Source organism: Ensifer sp. YR511 (genome assembly GCF_900103045.1).
Taxonomy (GTDB): Bacteria; Pseudomonadota; Alphaproteobacteria; order Rhizobiales; family Rhizobiaceae; genus Ensifer; species Ensifer adhaerens.
This window is the reverse complement of record NZ_FNGR01000004.1, coordinates 241,521-260,844: the sequence shown is the minus strand read 5'-3', so window position 1 is coordinate 260,844 and position 19,324 is coordinate 241,521. Positions and strand designations below refer to the sequence as shown.

At 63.1% G+C, this 19,324-nt stretch carries 21 protein-coding genes; 14 read left to right on the top strand and 7 right to left on the bottom strand.

The genetic code is table 11. From position 1 onward, the window contains the following. The first annotated feature begins 6 nt into the window (after positions 1-6). From BLU15_RS10715 to BLU15_RS10685, 7 genes are all read left to right on the top strand, one after another. On the top strand, positions 7-615 hold the full coding sequence (locus tag BLU15_RS10715; protein ID WP_089044395.1) for a nicotinate-nucleotide adenylyltransferase: 609 nt from the start codon (positions 7-9) through the stop codon (positions 613-615). Positions 616-717: 102 nt separating this feature from the next. Beyond that, positions 718-1,149: a ribosome silencing factor gene (rsfS, locus tag BLU15_RS10710; protein WP_034802667.1), complete on the top strand. Its 432-nt coding sequence runs from the start codon at positions 718-720 to the stop codon at positions 1,147-1,149. A gap of 263 nt (positions 1,150-1,412) precedes the next feature. After that, the gene (rlmH, locus tag BLU15_RS10705; protein WP_060521428.1) at positions 1,413-1,895 is read left to right on the top strand and encodes a 23S rRNA (pseudouridine(1915)-N(3))-methyltransferase RlmH; all 483 of its coding nucleotides are present in this window, start codon (positions 1,413-1,415) and stop codon (positions 1,893-1,895) included. A gap of 159 nt (positions 1,896-2,054) precedes the next feature. Continuing rightward, positions 2,055-3,449, top strand: a complete 1,395-nt coding sequence (locus tag BLU15_RS10700) for a murein hydrolase activator EnvC family protein (RefSeq protein WP_090295278.1) — start codon at positions 2,055-2,057, stop codon at positions 3,447-3,449. Further along, complete coding sequence (locus tag BLU15_RS10695; RefSeq protein ID WP_034802677.1) at positions 3,439-4,761, top strand: S41 family peptidase; 1,323 nt, start codon at positions 3,439-3,441, stop codon at positions 4,759-4,761. The genes BLU15_RS10700 and BLU15_RS10695 overlap by 11 nt, the downstream gene beginning before the upstream one ends. Positions 4,762-5,005: 244 nt before the next feature. After that, positions 5,006-6,220 (top strand): divergent polysaccharide deacetylase family protein, encoded by a 1,215-nt coding sequence (locus tag BLU15_RS10690; RefSeq protein WP_034802692.1) that lies wholly within the window; start codon positions 5,006-5,008, stop codon positions 6,218-6,220. A gap of 52 nt (positions 6,221-6,272) precedes the next feature. After that, positions 6,273-6,794 carry an RNA pyrophosphohydrolase gene (locus BLU15_RS10685; RefSeq protein ID WP_090295277.1) on the top strand — a complete coding sequence of 174 codons (522 nt, stop codon included), beginning with the start codon at positions 6,273-6,275 and terminating at the stop codon, positions 6,792-6,794. A gap of 76 nt (positions 6,795-6,870) precedes the next feature. Here BLU15_RS10685 and bfr read toward each other — a convergent pair whose 3' ends face one another. The 5 genes from bfr to BLU15_RS39495 form a co-directional block, all read right to left on the bottom strand. After that, the gene (bfr, locus tag BLU15_RS10680) at positions 6,871-7,362 is read right to left on the bottom strand and encodes a bacterioferritin (RefSeq protein ID WP_034802698.1); all 492 of its coding nucleotides are present in this window, start codon (positions 7,360-7,362) and stop codon (positions 6,871-6,873) included. Then, entirely contained in the window at positions 7,328-7,639 is a 312-nt protein-coding gene (locus tag BLU15_RS10675; RefSeq protein ID WP_034803108.1) for a (2Fe-2S)-binding protein, read from the bottom strand. Before BLU15_RS10675 ends, bfr begins: the two co-directional genes overlap by 35 nt. A 360-nt stretch (positions 7,640-7,999) precedes the next feature. Beyond that, entirely contained in the window at positions 8,000-11,368 is a 3,369-nt protein-coding gene (locus BLU15_RS10670) for an error-prone DNA polymerase (RefSeq protein ID WP_090295276.1), read from the bottom strand. After that, complete coding sequence (locus BLU15_RS10665; RefSeq protein ID WP_244546733.1) at positions 11,365-12,918, bottom strand: DNA polymerase Y family protein; 1,554 nt, start codon at positions 12,916-12,918, stop codon at positions 11,365-11,367. Before BLU15_RS10665 ends, BLU15_RS10670 begins: the two co-directional genes overlap by 4 nt. Further along, positions 12,833-13,786, bottom strand: coding sequence for an ImuA family protein (locus BLU15_RS39495; RefSeq protein WP_090295274.1), 954 nt, complete (start codon positions 13,784-13,786; stop codon positions 12,833-12,835). The genes BLU15_RS10665 and BLU15_RS39495 overlap by 86 nt, the downstream gene beginning before the upstream one ends. Before the next feature lie 169 nt (positions 13,787-13,955). On the opposite strand from BLU15_RS39495, the gene BLU15_RS10655 reads away from it, so the two are divergent. After that, positions 13,956-14,390, top strand: coding sequence for a metallopeptidase family protein (locus BLU15_RS10655; protein ID WP_034802708.1), 435 nt, complete (start codon positions 13,956-13,958; stop codon positions 14,388-14,390). Positions 14,391-14,665: 275 nt separating this feature from the next. Here the strand turns inward: BLU15_RS10655 and BLU15_RS10650 are convergent, their stop codons facing one another. Both BLU15_RS10650 and BLU15_RS10645 read right to left on the bottom strand, forming a co-directional pair. Continuing rightward, entirely contained in the window at positions 14,666-14,872 is a 207-nt protein-coding gene (locus tag BLU15_RS10650) for a DUF1737 domain-containing protein (protein WP_034802710.1), read from the bottom strand. Beyond that, on the bottom strand, positions 14,869-15,774 hold the full coding sequence (locus tag BLU15_RS10645; protein ID WP_090295273.1) for an HpcH/HpaI aldolase/citrate lyase family protein: 906 nt from the start codon (positions 15,772-15,774) through the stop codon (positions 14,869-14,871). Before BLU15_RS10645 ends, BLU15_RS10650 begins: the two co-directional genes overlap by 4 nt. A gap of 125 nt (positions 15,775-15,899) precedes the next feature. On the opposite strand from BLU15_RS10645, the gene BLU15_RS10640 reads away from it, so the two are divergent. The 6 genes from BLU15_RS10640 to BLU15_RS10615 all read left to right on the top strand — a co-directional run bounded on the left by BLU15_RS10640 (position 15,900) and on the right by BLU15_RS10615 (position 19,323). Then, positions 15,900-16,154 (top strand): hypothetical protein, encoded by a 255-nt coding sequence (locus BLU15_RS10640; RefSeq protein WP_060521435.1) that lies wholly within the window; start codon positions 15,900-15,902, stop codon positions 16,152-16,154. Between the two features lie 217 nt (positions 16,155-16,371). Next, positions 16,372-16,788, top strand: coding sequence for a VOC family protein (locus BLU15_RS10635; RefSeq protein WP_034802718.1), 417 nt, complete (start codon positions 16,372-16,374; stop codon positions 16,786-16,788). A 155-nt stretch (positions 16,789-16,943) separates the two neighbouring features. Next, a complete protein-coding gene (gene leuD, locus BLU15_RS10630) occupies positions 16,944-17,549 on the top strand; it encodes a 3-isopropylmalate dehydratase small subunit (RefSeq protein WP_034802725.1) in 606 nt (201 codons plus the stop codon). Positions 17,550-17,558: 9 nt separating this feature from the next. Then, the gene (locus BLU15_RS10625; RefSeq protein WP_034802728.1) at positions 17,559-17,939 is read left to right on the top strand and encodes a RidA family protein; all 381 of its coding nucleotides are present in this window, start codon (positions 17,559-17,561) and stop codon (positions 17,937-17,939) included. Between the two features lie 104 nt (positions 17,940-18,043). After that, complete coding sequence (locus tag BLU15_RS10620; protein WP_034802731.1) at positions 18,044-18,883, top strand: AAA family ATPase; 840 nt, start codon at positions 18,044-18,046, stop codon at positions 18,881-18,883. Continuing rightward, a complete protein-coding gene (locus BLU15_RS10615; protein ID WP_090295271.1) occupies positions 18,880-19,323 on the top strand; it encodes an NUDIX hydrolase in 444 nt (147 codons plus the stop codon). Before BLU15_RS10620 ends, BLU15_RS10615 begins: the two co-directional genes overlap by 4 nt. Position 19,324: the final 1 nt, after the last annotated feature.

The window sequence follows — 19,324 nt, the reverse complement described above, 5'->3', positions numbered from 1 at the left end:
GGCAGGGTGAACGCCCGCTACCTGCGCATGCCCCATGTCGAAGCCGGCATGGTGGTGGGCCTCTTCGGCGGATCCTTCAACCCGCCGCATGAGGGCCATGTGCTCGTTGCCGACACGGCGATCCAACGGCTCGGGCTCGACCAGCTCTGGTGGATGGTGACCCCCGGCAATCCGCTGAAGGACCACAACAATCTGGCGCCGCTTGCCGACCGCATCGCCATGAGCGAAGCGATCGCGCACAACCCACGCATCAAGGTGACGGCCTTCGAAAAGGCGTTGGGGCAGAGCTATACCGCCCGCACGCTCGAAATCGTGCAGGCGCGAAACCGCGACATTCGCTTCGTCTGGATCATGGGCGCCGACAACCTGAAGAGCTTTCATCGCTGGCAGAACTGGCAGAAGATCGCCCGCACTTTCCCGATCGCCGTCATCGATCGGCCGGGCTCGACGCTCGCCTATCTCTCCTCACGCATGGCGAAAACCTTCGACTATGCTCGCATCGACGAGGACGACGCGCGGCGCCTCCCCTTCCACCGCGCGCCAGCCTGGACCTTCATCCATGGACCTCGCTCATCGATGAGTTCGACGGCGCTTCGCGCCGCCGGTGGAGTATGATTTCCAGGGATTCAGTTCTGCTGTCTTGAAACAGCTACGGTTTGATGCCTACATTCATGGACGGTTCGATCTTTGTTCGAATCGGAAGTGCCTGTTCTGTTCATGTGGAAAGGAAAGACCCTGACAACAGCACACGCCAAGGGATATGCGGTTACCGCATTCCCGCGCAGCACGGGATCTAGCGACGAAGCCGCTGTCCGTGCGCTTCAACTGGTCCTCGAGAGCCTAGAGGACTCGAAGGCAGAAGACATCGTCAGCATCAACATTGCCGGAAAGTCGGCGCTGGGAGACTTCATGGTCGTTGTCTCCGGGCGATCGAACAGGCATGTGATGGCCATTGCAGATCACCTGACGACCGACCTGAAAGACGGGGGCTTTGGCAATGCCCGTGTCGAAGGTCTGGAAGGCGGTGACTGGGTGCTGATCGACACCGGTGATGTGATCGTTCACATCTTCCGGCCGGAAATCCGGGAGTTCTACAACATCGAGAAGATGTGGGCGGCTCCCGAGATCGAGGACGGTACCTTGCATTGAGACCGACCGGGTCGCCGCGCAGCTGAATGCCGGACGAGCCGAGTTGCGGTCATGCATGAATGTGAAGGGCTGGCGCCGCCTTGGGCGGCGTTGTCAGCCGGATATTTGTTGCGACTGATCGTAACCTGCAGGCCCGTCAACCGGACAAGGCGCGCAACGACGCTGCAAGGCTCCAGGAACGCGGTATAAGATTCTCCTTGAATCGACCCGATTTCAGGAACTATGCAGTGCGCGTTGCAGCGCAAGCGAGGACGGACAAGGTCATGCGTATCGGACTTTTCGCAGTCGGCCGCCTCAAGGCGGGGCCGGAAAAGGATCTTGCGGCCCGTTATCTCGATCGCTTCTCCAAGGCCGGTCCGGCGATCGGGCTTGAGCTTTCCCGCGTCGTCGAAGTCAACGAAAGCCGTGCTTCGAACGCCGAGACGCGCAAGCGCGAGGAAGCCGCACAGCTCGAAAAGGCACTGGCCGAAGGCAGTCTGCTCGTGCTCTTGGACGAACGCGGCAAGGCGCTGGATTCGGAAGGCTTCTCATCGCTTCTCGGCACGTTCCGCGACAGCGGCAAGCGTGACCTGATGATCGCGATCGGTGGCGCCGATGGTCTCGATCCGAGCCTTCATGCCCGCGCCGATGCGGTGCTGAACCTTGGAAAGATGACCTGGCCGCACCAGCTCGTGCGCATCCTGATCGCCGAACAGCTCTACCGGGCCGTCACCATTCTCTCCGGCCACCCCTATCATCGGGTCTGAAGCGGCGGGGCTGCTTTTCGGGCAACCTCTCCCGGTACACGCGGCGATAACGAGAATATGCTTGGTCGTGCGCGCCAAATCAGATTAGGTTTTTTCCTCATATTTTCGGATGGACGCACGCAACGGATGACGCCCCGAGGCAGGACCAGCGTTTTCGGCATGGGAAGAGACGGCACAGGACGGCTTGCCCGTACTGCGGCGGCCTTTGCGCTTGCGCTTGCGATCGGCCTGCCGGCGAGCGCCCAGGAGGCCACGCCGCCCGCCGCCGCGACCGGTCAGGAGCAGGGCCCGCCCGACCCCGCCGCCGACCTCACGCTTCGCCGCAACAGTACGCGCAGCGAACTGGATGCGCTCTCCAAGACGATCACGCTTTCCCAGGAGCGCGCCAATGCGCTGACGGAAACCATTGCCGAAATCGACAAGACCAACGAGACGCTGCGCGCCGCAATCGTCGAGTCCGCAAAGAAACGCCAGGATCTCGAACAGCAGATCGTCGATGGCGAGAAGAAGCTGAGCGACCTTAGAAGCAAGGAAGACACGGTCCGTCGCTCGCTGCGCTCACGCCGGGGCGTGCTTGCCGAGGTGCTCGCCGCCCTGCAGCGGATGGGGCGCAACCCGCCGCCGGCGATCCTGGTGACGCCTGAGGATGCGCTCGGCTCCGTGCGCAGCGCCATTCTGCTTGGCGCCGTCGTGCCCGGCCTGCGCAAGGAAACCGAAAACCTCGTGGCCGACCTCAAGGCGCTCGCCGACATCCGCATCGGCATCGACCGGCAGCGCGAGGACCTGACTGCGGCAATGACCGCCAATGTCGAGGAAGAGCGCCGCATGTCGATGCTGGTTGCCGAAAAGGAAAAGCTGCGCCAGACGAGCGCCAGCGAACTTGCGGCCGAGCAGCGCAAGGCGCAGGAACTGGCCTCGCAGGCGACCAATCTCCAGGGCCTGATCGGCTCACTCGAGGACCAGATCTCCTCCGTTCGCGAGGCTGCCGAAGCGGCGCGCGCGCAGGAGGAAGAACGCCGTCGTATGAGCGAGGCAGAGCGCGAGGCGGCGCGGGAACTCGCCCGCAATGCGGTGCCTGACAAAAACCGCATTGCGCCCGCATATGTGTTTTCGGAGCTGAGGAACAAGCTTGCCTATCCGGCCGCGGGATCGCTGTTGCGCAAATTCGGCGATGCAGACGGCACGGGGCATTCCCTGCAAGGGATCATGTTGGAAACCAATCCCGGCGCGCTGGTGACTGCGCCGTCAGATGGCTGGATCGTCTATGCAGGCAATTTCCGCAGTTATGGGCAGATGATCATTCTCAACCCGGGCGACGGCTACCACGTCGTGCTTTCGGGGATGGAGAAGGTGAGCGTTCAGACTGGGCAGTTCGTCGTCGCCGGAGAACCGCTGGCGACGATGGGCGCAAAAAGAGTGGCGAGCGCTGCGGCCTTGGCGCTGGAAACGGACCGGCCGACGCTTTACATTGAATTCCGAAAAGACGGAAAACCGGTTGATTCCCGACCATGGTGGACCGCAGCAGAGGTTGGAAAGGCGCGAAATGATACGTAGGGCTTCACTTGTTCTGGTCGGGGCGCTGATGGGCGCGACCGCGATGGGCGTGGTTTATTCGGCTGTCGTTCCGGCCGTCGCTGCCAACACCTCGACCTATCGCGAACTGGCAATCTTCGGCGACGTGTTCGAACGCGTGCGGGCGCAATACGTGACGCCGCCGCAGGACGACAAGCTGATCGAGAACGCGATCAACGGCATGCTTTCCTCGCTCGACCCGCATTCGAGCTACATGAACTCGACCGATGCCGAGGACATGCGCACCCAGACGCGCGGTGAATTCGGCGGCCTCGGCATCGAAGTGACGATGGAAGACGACCTCGTCAAGGTCACGAGCCCGATCGACGACACACCTGCGGCCCGCGCCGGCGTGCTTGCCGGCGACTTCATTTCCAAGATCGACGGTGCGGATGTTCGCGGACTGAAGCTCGAAGACGCCGTCGAAAAGATGCGCGGCGCCATCGGCACCCCGATCAAGCTGACGATCCTGCGCAAGGGCGCGGACAAGCCGATCGAACTGACGATCGTCCGCGACGTCATCGCCGTTCGTGCGGTCAAGTTCCGCACCGAAGGCGACGTCGGCTACCTGCGCGTCATATCCTTCACTGAAAAGACCTATGACGACCTGAAGAAGGGCATCGAGAAGATCAAGGCGGAAGTGCCGGCCGACAAGCTGAAGGGCTACGTGCTCGACCTGCGCCTCAACCCGGGCGGTCTGCTCGACCAGGCGATCAACGTCTCCGACGCCTTCCTGGAACGTGGCGAAGTCGTTTCGACCCGCGGCCGCAACCCGGACGAGACCCGTCGCTTCAACGCCACGCCGGGCGATCTGACCGATGGCAAGCCGGTAGTCGTGCTGGTCAACGGCGGCTCGGCCTCCGCTTCGGAAATCGTCGCCGGCGCCCTGCAGGACCTGAAGCGCGCGACCGTGCTCGGCACGCGCTCCTTCGGCAAGGGTTCGGTCCAGACGATCATCCCGCTCGGCGAAGCCGGTGCGCTGCGTCTGACGACCGCGCTCTACTACACGCCGTCGGGCAAATCGATCCAGGGCACGGGCATCACGCCTGACATCAAGGTCGAACAGCCTCTGCCGCCGGAACTGCTCGGCAAGGTCGAGGCTCAGGGCGAGTCCGATCTGCGCGGCCACATCCAGGGCCAGAGCGAGACCGACGAAGGCTCCGGCTCGGTCGCCTATGTGCCGCCGGAAGCCAAGGACGACCTGCAGCTCAACTATGCGCTCGACCTTCTGCGCGGCAAGAAGACGGACCCGTCCTTCCCGGCGAGCCCCGAACAGGCACAGTTGAAGAAATAAGCCTCACAGACACGAAACGAAGCGCCGCATGTTCACCCGAACATGCGGCGCTTCGCATTTGGCCCCATGACTGGGCCGGACGATGCACTGGTCAAGCCTTCGCCACTAAATTATAGGGTTAGCAAGCGCTGCCGCGGCCACTGATTCTTCTAAGGCATACGGCGTGCGACGGGAGAGGATCGGCACGCGTCCTGGCGCCGGCCTCACTCTAGCGGCAACATCCCCAGCTCGACCGAGGCTCCGTTTGGGAACTGATCTCAATGCTCCGCTCGGCCAGAACCGGCGGGCCAAGCCAGTGTCGAAGCGCAATCCCCAGCGAACGCTCGGGTTTTCTCTTGCCGGCCTTTGCATCGCCGCGGTGATTGGCATTTCCGCCTGGAACACGCTTTCGCCAGACGGTTTGCGGCGTGATTCCGCATCGCCGGTCGTAACGGCCGAGAAAGCGAAGAGCCCAGGCGACAAGGCATCCAACCCGGCCAGCGGCCAGACGGGCGTCGGCTCCGGAACGATGGCACCGGGAACGGCCTATTCCGGCGCCGATGTCGAGCGCACGCTTACCGACGACGGCTCCACCGTCACGACGTTCTCGCCGCGCAGCCGCGACGGCAAGGGACCGGCCCTCATCAATGTCGGTCCGATCCGCGGCCAGGATCCGCGCATGGCGGCGATGCCCAATGACGACCTGCTGGAAGAAAGCCCCGCCGGACGCCTGCCGATCATCGGCCCCGACGGGCTGCGTCCGCTCGATCAATATGCGCGCCCCTGGTCGGGCGCGCGCGGCACACGCATCGCACTTGTCGTCGGCGGGCTCGGCCTCAGCCAGACGGGAACCCAGAAGGCGATCCGCGACCTGCCGGGCGAGGTGACGCTCGGCTTTGCCACGGCTGGAAACAGCCTGCAGCGCTGGATGCAGGAAGCGCGCCGCAGCGGCCACGAGATCCTGTTGCAGCTTCCGATGGAGCCGTTCGACTATCCGGCCAACGATCCGGGCCCCAATGCGCTGCGCGTCGGCCTCGGCGAAAAGAAGAACCTCGCGGAACTGCACCGCAACCTCGCCGAGATCACCAATTATACCGGCGTCATGAATTATCTTGGCGGCCGCTTCCTGTCCGATGCCGATGCGCTGGAGCCGGTCATGCGCGATCTCGGCAAGCGCGGCCTCCTGTTCCTCGACGATGGCACCTCGGCGCAGTCGCTGTCCGGCAAGCTTGCCGGCGCCTTCGACGTGCCGCACGGCTTTGCCGACCTGACGCTCGACAGCGAACTCAGCCGCAACGCGATCCTGAAGAAGCTTGATGAGCTCGAACGCATCGCGCGCCGCAACGGTACCGCCATTGGCGTCGCTTCTGCCTTCGACGAGAGCGTCGGCGCGATTGCCTCCTGGATCGGTGAAGCGCAGGGGCGCGGCATCGAGATCGTCGGCGTTTCCGCGCTCGTCAAGGATCCGCAACAGAACTAGCTTAAAGCCGTCCCCACGGGACCAATGAACGTTTGCACAGAAGAGGCAGCCGATGAGCAAGGACAAGAAACTGAAGGCGGATGACCTTCCCTATCGCCCCTGTGTCGGGGTGATGGTGCTGAACCGGGCGGGCCTCGTCTGGGCCGGTCATCGTATCGCCGTCGGCAATTCCGAATATGACGGCTCGCCACAGCAATGGCAGATGCCGCAGGGCGGCATTGACAAGGGAGAGGATCCGCTGAAGGCCGCCTATCGCGAGCTTTACGAAGAGACCGGCATGAGCACCGTCTCGCTGCTGGCCGAAGCGCCCGGCTGGATCAACTACGACCTGCCTGAACATCTGATCGGTATCGGCCTCAAGGGCAAGTATCGCGGCCAGACGCAGCGCTGGTATGCCTTCCGCTTTGAAGGCGAGGAAAACGAGATCGCCATCAACCCGCCGCCGGGCGGACACGAGCCGGAGTTCGACGCCTGGGAATGGAAGCCGATGCGCGACCTGCCGGAGCTGATCGTGCCGTTCAAGCGCAAGGTCTACGAGGAAGTGGTTGCGGCTTTCACGCATCTGGCGCCGTGAACCGGACCTGCCCGTTCCTGAAACGACAAAGGCCGGCGATATCGCCGGCCTTTATGTTTGCAAGCTTTTACCAGGCTCAGTCGGCTTCGGCCTCGTTGGCCGGAGCGGCATTGAGCTGGCCGTATTTCTCTTCGCCGATCTTGTCGAGCAGCTCGAGCTGGGTTTCGAGGAAGTCGATATGGCCTTCCTCGTCGGCAAGCAGCTCTTCGAAGAGCTTCATGGAGACGTAGTCTCCGGCGGCATGACAGATGTCGCGGGATTTCTTGTAGGCGGTGCGGGCGTCGTATTCGCCGGCGAGATCTGCCTTCAGCACTTCCTTTACGTTCTGGCCGATGCGCAGCGGCGCGACCGTCTGCAGGTTGGGATGGCCTTCAAGGAAGATGATGCGCGCGACGAGCTTGTCGGCATGTTGCATCTCCTCGATGGATTCGGCCCGCTCCTTCTTGGCGAGAAGCGTATAGCCCCAGTCTTCGAGGAGGCGGTAGTGCAGCCAATACTGGTTGACGGCACCGAGTTCGAGATAGAGCGCTTCGTTAAGCTGCTCGATGACTTTTTTGTCGCCTTTCAAGATCCGCCCTCCGGTTGTCGTCGTGGAATTGTCTGAGGCGGGTCATGAAATCAAATATCTCTGCGTCCGTCGAGTCGCGGTGCGCGTGATATTGCTCGGTGGTGCGGATGATGATGTCGACGACATTGGGGAAACAGCCGCAGCAACGGCCGCGTTTTTCCATCGCGTGGTAGACTTTCGCCGGCACGATCAGCTGCCAACAGTCCTCATCGAGGAGACCAATGATCGTGTCCTCGATCTCTTTTTCCGTGATGAAATTGCAGCTGCAAACCAGCATGTCGTCTCGCCTGTCGTACGCAACGCCCTGTATCAGCGCATAAAGCAAAACAGGACATTTAGTGTCAACTAAAAACTCCGCGAGCGGAAGTTGCGGGTGGATTAGAACGACTCTAAACTTGACAGAAAACTTCGCCTTTTCAGAATTTTAGAGATTCCTGAGCGACTGCGCCTGCAAACCCTGAATGGGTCATGAGGCGCACAGCCTGCGACATTTTTACACACCTCCGGTCGCGACGGCGGGAAACCCTGCCCATGACCCCGCGCCGGAAGCATTCCATGGAATCCCTCCGACGTATCTGGCCGTCCCTTCGCCAAACCGCCCCACACAATCGGGAGACAGCAAAGCCGGGTCGGGCTTTCAATGGAAATTGCGCCCCTTCGGCATCACGTCGGCCACCTCGGCTGTCGCTCGATCCGGGTTGCTGGAACTGCTGCCGGAATGGCGGGGGATCGGTAGGCGCTGGTCGCCTTGCGCCCGCTTCATGCGCGCGTCGCCGGTCGGTCTCAGTGCCTCATCGGCACGCTCGCTTGCGCCGAACCGCCGCGCTTCCTTGCGCAACAACCCGAGCATCGGCGTGATATCCTCGATGTGCTCGGCGACCACATGGATGACGCTGCTTTCGCGCTGCAGCCGGCCGCGGATCTTCACGAGACGCGCACCCATGACCACCGGCCGATAGGTCGCAAACACCTTCGGCCACACGATCGCATTGGCAACACCGGTCTCGTCCTCGATCGTCATGAAGATGACGCCCTTGGCCGAACCCGGACGCTGGCGGACGAGCACCAGCCCGGCAACGCTCACCCGCCGCCCGACCGGAGCGGTCGCAAGCATGCGGCTCTGGACGATCCCTTGCGCGGCAAGCGTGTCTCGGAGGAAGGAGACCGGATGCGCCTTCAGCGAGAAGGAGAGATAACGATAGTCGTTGATCACCTGCTCGCCTGCCAGCATCTCCGGCAGGATCATCGCGGGCTCCGGCCGCAACTCCTCTCTCGCAGCCCCCTCGAAAAGCGGCAGCCGCTCGGCCGCACTTTTTTCATCGAGCGCCTTCACCGCCCAGAGCGCCTTGCGCCGATCGAACCCGATCGAGCGGAAGGCATCCGCATCCGCAAGCCTTTCGAGCGCGGAACGGGAGAGGCTGGAGCGCAGCCAGAGATCACGAACCGACCCGTAACCGGCGCCCCGGTTGGCGACGAGTTTATCTTCGAGTTCCCTTTGGTTCAGCCCCTTGATCGAATTGAAGCCGAGGCGCATCGCCTTCGTCGTCCTGATGACGTCCTCCATCTCGCGGTGGCGCGGCTCGATGGCGTTGCGATCCAGCCCCCCTTCTTCGAGATCGGCATCCCAGACCGAGTGGTTGATATCGACAGGCAGCACCCGGACCCCATGCTCGCGCGCATCGCGCACCAGTTGCCCGGGCGCATAAAAGCCCATCGGCTGCGAATTCAGGAGCGCCGCGCAGAAGACATCCGGATAATAGGTCTTGAGCCAGGAGGAGACATAGACGAGCAGCGCGAAGGACGCGGCATGGCTCTCGGGAAAGCCATACTCGCCGAAGCCTTCGATCTGCTTGAAGCAGCGCTCGGCAAAGTCCCGTTCATAGCCGTTCCTGACCATGCCCTCGATCATCTTCTCGTGGAAGGTATGGATCGTGCCGGTGCGCTTGAAGGTCGCCATGGCCCGGCGCAACTGGTCAGCCTCGCCGGGCGAGAAGCCTGCGGCAGTAATCGCGATCTGCATCGCCTGCTCCTGGAACAACGGCACGCCCAGCGTTCGCTTCAGCACGGCCTCCAGTTCAGGACTTGGATATTCGATGGGAATTTTTTTATCCCGCTGCTCCCGCCGCTTCAGATAGGGATGCACCATGTTGCCCTGGATCGGCCCGGGCCGGACGATCGCCACCTCGATGACGAGATCGTAGAAGATGCGCGGCTTCAGCCTTGGCAGCATGCTCATCTGCGCCCGGCTCTCGATCTGGAAGACGCCGATCGTATCGGCGCGACAGATCATGTCGTAGACGTCCTTCTGGTCATCCTTGAAGAGCTGATGCAGCGTTTTCTGCTCGTTGTAATGCCGGTCGAGAAGCTTGAAGGCACGGGCGATGCAGGTCAGCATGCCGAGCGCCAGTACATCGATCTTCAGGATCTTCAGCGTGTCGAGGTCGTCCTTGTCCCACTCGATCATGTAGCGGTCGGGCATCGCCGTATTCATGATCGGCACCACCTCGTCGAGCCGGTCGCGGGTCATCACGAAGCCGCCGACATGCTGGGAAAGATGGCGCGGGAAACTCATCAGCTCGGTGGCGTAATCGAGCACCTTCACCGTCGTCGGATCCTTCGTATCGAGCCCGGCCGCCTGCGCCTCGCGCTCCGAGAGATCGGCGACCGACCAGCCCCAGACGGAACCGGCAAGCGCCGATTGCACGTCTTCTGAGAACCCGAAGGCCTTGGCGGTCTCTCGGCCGGCCGAGCGCGCCCGGTAGCTGATGACAGCCGCCGTCAGTCCCGCATGCTCCTTGCCGTAGGTGCGGTAGATATGCTGGATCACCTCTTCCCGCTTCTCATGCTCGAAATCGACGTCGATATCCGGCGGCTCGTCCCGTTCGGTCGAAAGGAAGCGGTCGAAGAGCAGGGTGGTCTTAAGTGGATTTACCTCGGTGATGCCAAGGCAATAGCAGACGGTGGAATTCGCCGCCGACCCGCGGCCCTGGCACAGGATGTCGGCGCCGCGCGCGAACTGCATGATGTTGCGCACTGTCAGGAAGTAGGGCTCGTAGCGTTTCTCTGCGATCAGGCCGAGTTCGTATTCGATCTGCCTGGAAACCTGTTCGGAAATTCCTTCGGGATAACGCTCGCGCGCGCCCTCCATCGTCAGCCGCCGCAGCGTCTGCGTCGGCGTCTCGCCCGGAATGCTCTCATCCGGATATTGATATTCGAGATCCGACAGCGAGAACTTCAGCCTCTCGAAGAAATGCCCGGTATTGGCGATCGCTTCCGGATAGTCGCGGAAGATGCGGATCATTTCGGCGGGCGTCTTCAGATGCCGCTCGGCATTGGCATGGAGCCGATAGCCTGCGGTCGCGATCGTCACATGCTCGCGGATGGCGGTGACGACATCGGCAAGCGGCCGGCGGCCGGCGGCATGAAACAGCGGACTGTTGGTGGCGACGAGCCTGACCGACGCATGGCGGGCAATGGTTGCAAGCCCGGCAAAGGCGAACTGATCGAAGCCATCATAACGCGGCACCAGCGCCAGATAGAGCCGGTCGGCGAAATGCGGTTTCAGTCGCTTGAGAAAATCGGCAAGCAGGGTTGCCTCCGGTGCGCCGATAACCGGGTCCGGTAGAACCGCAAGAAGCAAATCCTCGCCCCATTCGATCAGATCGGTCTCGTAGAGCGTGCAGGTGCCCTTCTTGGCGCGCAGGTTTCCGGCGCTCAGCATTCGGCAGAGATTGCCCCAGCCGCGGCGGTTCAAGGGATAGGCGAGCACGTCGGGCAGGTCTTCGGCAAAGGTGAGCCGCGCACCGGGCTGGAAAGCCGACTTCTCCACCTTGGCCTGCGCATGGGCGCGCACCACGCCGGCGACCGTGTTGCGATCGGCAATGCCGAGGCCGCCAATACCGAGGCGGCTTGCCGCAACGACCATCTCACCCGGATGGGAAGCGCCTTCGAGGAAGGAGAAATTCGACCAGGCACCGATCTCGAAATAGGGGGTAGCGTCGCTCATGCGAAGACTCCATGCATGAACCAGCGCGGCGGGGCGCTCGCGCCATAATGACCCTCGCGAAACAGCCAGAACCGCCGGCCGCTATCGTCCTCCACCCGGAAATAATCACGCTCCAGCGCCGGCTCGCCATCAAGCCACCATTCGCCGGCGATCCGCTCCGGCCCCTCAGCGCGCGCGATACGGTGCAATGTGCGCCGCCAGCGAAAGCTTCTCGGCGGCCCCTCCGGCACTTCGGCCACCGCCTCCACCGGCTCGGGACTTGGAAAGAGCCGCTGCGGCCGGGCGGCGGCAGCAAGCAGGGGCGCCGGGATGTTGTTACCCGGTTCCTCAGCCTTGCCGATCAGCGCCAGGTCCGTGAGCGGCCGGAAGCTTGCCGCCCGCTCCGGCACATGGCTTTCCGAGAGCGCCGGCACCATGAGGCTTTCTGCGCCGAAGCGCGCCATGACCCGGTCGGCGAAGGCGGCAAGCGGACGCTCGCGATCCGGCGTGCCAGAGAAATCCTCCTGCATCACCTCGTATTTTTCGCTCTTCGGCACCGAAAGCCTGAGGATTTCGAAGCCGAAGCCGGCATCGAGATCTTCGTGCACCGCCTGCAGGCGTTCGCGGAAGAGACCCGCGACGCGACGCGGCTCGTTGAGCGGCGAGGACGTGCCGGCGGCGATGCGAAAGACCGCACCGTCGACGCGGAAAAGCAGCAGTTCGAACAGGCGCCCGCCCTCGCCGCGCTTCTCCAGTTCCGGTTTCAGCCGCAACGCCAGTTCTTCCGTCAGGCCCAAAATATCGTCTTCACCCTGGACCGGCTCGCCGAGCCGCCGCTCTGCCGAAAGGGCAGCGACGGGCAACCGTGGCGACAGCGGCTCGTCCTCGCGCCCGAGCGCCTGGTCGAGACGCAGAAGCAGGGTTGCGCCGAACCGGCGGGCGAGCGGTGCGCGCGGCGCCTCGATCAGGTCGCCGATCTGCTTGAGCCCGACCCGGCCGAGTGTTTCGATCGTTTCCTGCGGCAGCCGCAGCGCCGCCATCGGCAAGGGTGCCAGCGCTCGCGCCGCCTCGTCCTCGGCAAGGATAGCGTCGGAGCCGAAACGCGCCACTGCCCAGGAGAGCCCGGCGGACGAAGAGATCGCCGCCCGGGCCTCGACCCCCAGATGAAAGAGGCGAGCGAGCAGATCGTCGAGCAGCGCTTTTTCCCCGCCGAGAAGATGGGCGCAGCCGGTGATGTCGAGAAAGAGGCCGCTGTCGCCGTCGAGCGCGACGAGCGGCGTGTAGCGGCAACACCAGTCCGCCAGCCCTGCAAGCAGCGCCCGGTCGGCGGCGGGATCGGCCGGCAGCACGTCGATCTCGGGACACATGGCCCGCGCTTCGGCGACACCCTGGCCGATATGAAACCCACGCCTTTCAGCGAAACCATCGAGCGCAACGAGACGCATTGCGCTCTTCACCTTGTCGGCGAAGACGACGGGCGGATGCTCAGGACGCCCGCGGGAAAGCCACGAGTTCCCCCAGCGCTTGCGCGCGACCCGATCGGCCGGAAGATGCGGAAAGGTGAGCGACAGAATGCGCTGGTTCTGGATCTGCCGCAGCAGCGGCTGGTAGGGGCTCGACGGGGTAAAGGCGGCGGTCATGGGGGTTCCACTCCAGGAAGAAGCCGAGCGGCGCAGGAGCCCTGCTCTTCTCGGCAATGACGTGAAAGACGGGATGGCCGATGCTGCCGCGAAGCATCGATCCATCCGGTAGCGGTCGCTCGCGCGCCGGCGCCGGCTCGACGAGGAAGCGGAAGAAGGCGCTGCTCGCCTCCTCGTGTCCGGATTGGCGCAGAAGCAGAAGGGGGACGTGGCCAGCGCGCGAGCGCACATGCAGGCGTCGGCTCTCGCTGAGTGCCAGGGCGGCCGGGTTGCCGCGAATTTCAAGGATGACGGCACAGAAGCTCGGCACGGAAAGCGCGGCCTCGGCGATCCAGAGCGCATCCTTTATCGTGCGTGGCAGGCTGAAGACGAGGCCGCGGACATCGAGACCAAAGGCCTTCAGACCCAACCCATAGGGCATGCCCGCCTCGGTGGAAGCCATCGACTGGCTGATCCAGAGAACGGGGGCGGCCGGCTCGCCCTTTTCAAGCCGCGCCCGTTGACAGAGCACGCTGAGTGCTGCGGCAAAACCGGCGGCTGCACCGGCATCGCGCGTCTCGGCATTGCGGATTTCCGTCATGCCTTCGAGCGGCAGGCCGCCTTCGAGAAGGTCGTCCAGATCGGGAACGCCGAGCGCCAGCGCCTTGCGGCCAGGCTCGTCTTCTTCCCGTTGACGGAAGCCGCCGGGATCGGCCGCCTTGGCGGCGCGCACGACGCCCGGAAGCCGACGGTTTTCGATCCTGGCTATGGTTTCTCGGAGCGAAAGTACCGTCTCCCGCTGCACGGCTGTGTCGGCCATGACGGTCAACTCCCATCAGAATGTTCATGTTATGTTCTATTAGATTCCAGAGCTTCCTAAATGAGTCAACAGCCAATTCTAAGAATTTATTCCTGTCTCTGTGGTCAAGGAATTCAACACTCGAAAAACAAAGGCAAAATCGCTATATGGAGGGCAACAAGGAGTGCCTATGGCCCGCATTGACCAGACCGATGATTGGCGGGAACGCCACGCACCGACGCTTACCACTTTCGAGCAGCTTGCGCTGGAGGCCTATGGCCACCTGCCGCAGGAATTCCGCCAGCTGACGACCGACCTTATCATCGAAGTTGCCGACTTCCCGAGCGACGACGTTTTCGAGGACATGGCGCTGGAAACGCCTTTCGACCTGCTCGGCCTCTTCGAAGGCCGCGGCATCAGCGAACGCTTCACCATGGAAACCGGCCAGTTTCCGAACCGCATCACCCTCTACCGCCGCCCAATCATCGACTATTGGGCGGAGAACGAGGAGACGCTGGGTGACATCATCACCCACGTGCTGATCCACGAGATCGGCCACCATTTCGGCCTCTCCGACGACGACATGGAACGGATCGAGGCCAGCGTCGAGCACGTCGGCGGCTGACACTTCATTTGCCTATCATCGCGCGGTGAGGGCCGCCCCTCATCCGCACGGTGAGGAAGCCTCTCATCCGCCTGCCGGCACCTTCTCCCCGCAGGCGGGGCGAAGGAAACTCGCGATACGCATCCCAATCGGAGCACGACCGATTCCAGAAAGCAGGCCTCACACGCCGATTGTGAGCATCAACCGCGTCCCCTCGCCCCGCCTGCAGGGAGAGGTTAGTCCTCGGGCTAAACCCGAGGAGAGGGGCAAACCTGCGCGACGGCAAACAGCCTCGACTACTGCTCCGACAGCTTGATATCCGGGGTGTATTCCTTGCCTTCGACCTCCTTCACCACCGCCTGGCCGCACTGCATGTGCTGCGTGTCGGCATTGAAAGCATAGGTGGGCGAGCCATGCAGGCTCCAGCCCTGGTTTAGCGCCGCCGTCACCTTGTGGCAGAAGGAAGCGTCGTCAGGGCCGGTCAGGAAGCGGAAGAGTTTCAAGATCTTGTCTTTCGTTTTTCGATGAGGTCCGCCTTGGCGGCAAGCGTGACGGCCTGGTCGAGGTGCAGCCGCTCGACCATCCGCCCGCTGAGGTTGATGACGCCCTTGCCGGCGTTTTCGGGCAGCGCGAAGGCGGCGATGATCGCGCGCGCCTCGTCGACGGCGATCTGATCGACGCCGAAGCGCTCGTTCGCCGGGCCGATCTGCGCTGGATGGATCAGCATTTTGCCGTCATAACCCATGTCGCGGCCCTGCCGGCATTCCTCGTCGAAACCGGCACCATCGCGGAAATCGTTGAACACGGCGTCGATGACATCGAGCCCGCCGCCGCGCGCGGCAAGCAGGATCTGCATCAGCCAGGGGATGAGATAGGGCCGGCCCGGACGATCCGGAACGCCGGTCTCCTTGCGCAGGTCGTTGAGGCCGACGACGAAACAATCGAGCCTGCCACTGAAGGTACGGCCGGCCTCGGCGATTGCCGGCGCGTTGATCACCCCGCGTGGCGTCTCGATCATTGCCCAGAGGCGCAGCGTCTCCGGCGCATCGTTCTCGTCGAGCCAGTCGGCCGCCGCCTGGATATCCGCCGGGCTTTCGACCTTCGGCAACAGGATGGCGTCGGGATTGGCCGCAAGCGCCGCAGCAAGATCGCCCTGACCATAGTCGGAGCCGATCGCATTGATGCGAATGACAATCTCGCAATCCGGCCGGCTCGCCGTCAGATACTGCACCAGCGCCGCACGCGCTTCCACCTTGCGCTCGGGCGCTACCGCATCCTCGAGATCGAAGATCGCGACATCCGTCGCGAGTTCCGCGACCTTGGCAAGCGCGCGGGCATTGTCGGCCGGCACGCAAAGCACCGAGCGGCGCAGGCGTACAGGGTGATGTTCGCTCGATTTGTTCATGCTTCAGTTGTGCCCGCCTTTGCCGCGTTCCGCAAGACGAGGCGAACCGCCGCACCCCTTTCGAAAGCCCGCCTCTTGCAAGTCCGAAGGCGCGCCCCCACATCGCCATCAGAAAGGTGACGATTATGCAAAGCATTCGCTCTGTTCTCTTTACGGCCGCAGCCCTGACCATCACGTTCGCGGCCTTTGTGCTTACCGCCTCGCTGGCGCTGGCACTGGCCGGCATCGCCGCCGTCGTCGTGGTCGGCAGCGCCATTGCCACCCGGCTGAATTTCAGGCCTGCCCGCGCCACCGCGCGCCCGGCTGCCGCAGGTGCGGCCCAGGGCCAGCGCGAGATGCGCATCTGGAACGACGGCCGCGGCACGATCATCGACCTCTGATCCCCCTGGGTGTCGAAATCGATCCCTGGGCGTCGGAATCGATCCCCGGCGATCATTGCAATCGGGCCGATCCGTGATCGGCTCGAACCCTGTTGGCGGCCTTGAAAAACGTCATGGCTGCGATTTTTTTTCGACCCCATGTCGGATCGGAGATTCCATGTCCGTCCTTGAGGCAGGCCAGCACGGTCCTGGCTCTTCGAACAGGATGGAGAACGATATGGATACCCAGACGCAGCAGCCGGCACCGGTCCTCAACGGCCTTCTGCCCTATCTTCAGGTCGATGGCGCCGCCAAGGCGTCCGAATTCTACCAGCGCGCCTTCGGGGCCAAGGAAGTGGGCCGGCACCCGCTCGACGAGCAGGGCCGCACGATGCACATCCACCTCTATGTCAACGGCAGCTCGCTGATGCTCGCCGATGCCTATCCGGAATACGGTCATCCGCTGGAAAAGCCGCAGGCCTTCACCCTGACGCTCACCGTCGACGACATCGATGCCTGGTGGGACCGTGCGGTTGCCGCCGGCACCGAGGTGGTCATGCCGATCGAGGTGATGTTCTGGGGCGACCGCTACGGCCAGCTCCGCGATCCCTTCGGCGTTCTCTGGGCCATGAACAGCCCGGTGAAGGCAAGCTAAGTCCCTGCAGACAATCGAGATCCGGACGAAGCTCTCGCCGGGCGGGCATTTTCACCCGCCCGGCGAAGCGCATTTGAACAGATTTTCCTTCATTTCGGCGCAAAACTCATCTAAACGCTAGCGCAACATTCTTCTGAAATCGAAGGCCTGAAGTTATGGAAAAATTCGTCAAGCTCACCGGTGTCGCCGCCCCCCTCCCCGTCGTCAACATCGACACGGACATGATCATTCCGAAGGACTACCTGAAGACGATCAAGCGCACCGGCCTTGGCAAGGGCCTCTTCGCCGAAGCCCGCTACAATGAAGACGGCTCGGTCAACCCGGACTTCGTGCTCAACAAGCCGGCCTACCAGAACGCCAGCATTCTCGTTGCCGGCGATAACTTCGGCTGCGGCTCCTCGCGCGAGCATGCTCCGTGGGCGCTGCTCGACTTCGGCATCCGCTGCGTGATCTCCACGTCCTTTGCCGACATCTTCTACAACAACTGTTTCAAGAACGGCATCCTGCCGATCGTCGTCAGCCAGGCTGACCTCGACAAGCTGATGGACGACGCCTCGCGCGGCTCCAACGCCATCCTCTCGGTCGACCTGGAATCCCAGGAAATCACCGGTCCGGACGGCGGTTCGGTCAAGTTCGAGGTCGACGCCTTCAAGCGTCACTGCCTCTTGAACGGCCTCGACGACATCGGCCTGACGCTGGAAAAGGCAACCGCCATCGACAGCTTCGAAAAGACGGTCGGCGCCGCGCGCCCCTGGGCATAAAACGAAGATATGGCGCGCAAGCTCATCTCCTCGGGCTCGCCCTTCGAAAAGACGGCAGGCTATTCGCGTGCCGTCGCGATGGGTGACTGGTGCTTCGTCTCCGGAACGACCGGCTATGACTACGCCACCATGACCATGCCCGAGACGGTGGAAGAGCAGGCGCGCAATTGCCTGAAGACGATCGAGGGCGCGCTGAAGGAAGCGGGCTTCTCGATGAAGGACGTGGTGCGCAACCACTATTACGTCACCGATGCCAGCTTCGCCGACCGGGTGTTCCCGATCTTCGGCGAAGTCTTCGGCGAGATCCGCCCGGCCGCAACGATGATCGTCTGCGACCTGATCCGCCCGGAAATGCTGATCGAGATCGAGGTCACCGCGCTTCGCGGCTGACCCCCCTGATCGCGCCCACCCTCAAAACGATTCCGATTTAAGCCATTATGCGATAGTCCATAGGGCATGACTTCGCCTGACTTACGCTGAACCGGAAGACGCCCATGCAATTTCAAGGCACCGCCGACTATATCGCCGACAAGGACCTGATGATCGCCGTCAACGCCGCGATCCGGCTGGAGCGGCCGCTGCTGGTCAAGGGCGAGCCCGGCACCGGCAAGACCGAGCTTGCCCGCCAGATCGCCGCCGCCCTTGGCCTCGAACTCATCGAATGGAGCGTCAAGTCGACGACCAAGGCACAGCAAGGCCTCTATGAATATGACGCCGTGTCGCGGCTGCGCGACAGCCAGCTCGGCGACGAGCGTGTCAACGAGGTCCGGAACTATATCCGCAAGGGCAAGCTCTGGCAGGCCTTCGAGGCCGATCGCCGCGTGGTGCTTCTGATCGACGAGATAGACAAGGCCGACATCGAGTTTCCGAACGACCTGTTGCAGGAGCTCGACCGCATGGAATTCCATGTCTACGAGACCGGCGAGATGATCGGCGCGCGTCACCGGCCGATCGTCATCATCACCTCCAACAACGAGAAGGAGCTGCCGGACGCGTTTCTGCGCCGCTGCTTCTTCCACTATATCCGCTTCCCCGATGCAGACACGCTCGCCCGCATCGTCGAGGTGCATTATCCCGGCATCCGCAAGACGCTGCTTTCGGCGGCGCTCGCCGCCTTCTACGACATCCGCCAGGTGCCGGGGCTGAAGAAGAAGCCCTCCACGTCAGAGGCGCTCGACTGGATCCGCCTGCTCGTCGCCGACGAGGTCGATCCGGCCGACCTCAGGGCCGATGCCAAGACCATGTTGCCGAAGCTGCACGGTGCGCTCCTGAAGAACGAACAAGACGTGCACCTCTTCGAGCGCCTCGCCTTCATGGCCCGCCGCGACGGATGAGGCCGGACGCGCACAAGGTCCTGATCTACGCCACCTGGCAGGACCGCCTGCTGGTCTTCGACGAGCCGGATTTCCCAGAGATCGAGCTGCAGGTGCCCGGCGGTACGATGGAACCAGGCGAAAGCCCGGAGACATCGGCTCAGCGGGAATTCATCGAGGAAACCGGGCTGACGCCGCCGGAAGCACTCACCCATCTCGTCACGCAGGACTACCACTACCCGAAGGACGGCAGGACGATCTGTCATCGGCGGCACTACTTCCACATCGCCCTTGCCGGCGAGCAACGGCAGACCTGGATACATCAGGAAATGACGCCCTTTGGCGGCGGTGACCCGATTCGCTTTCGTTTCTTTTGGCTCGGTATCGATCAGGCTGACCGCCGGCTGGGTTATGGCATGCGGGATGCTCTAAGCCTGCTGCAGACCAGCCCCTCTCCCTGAC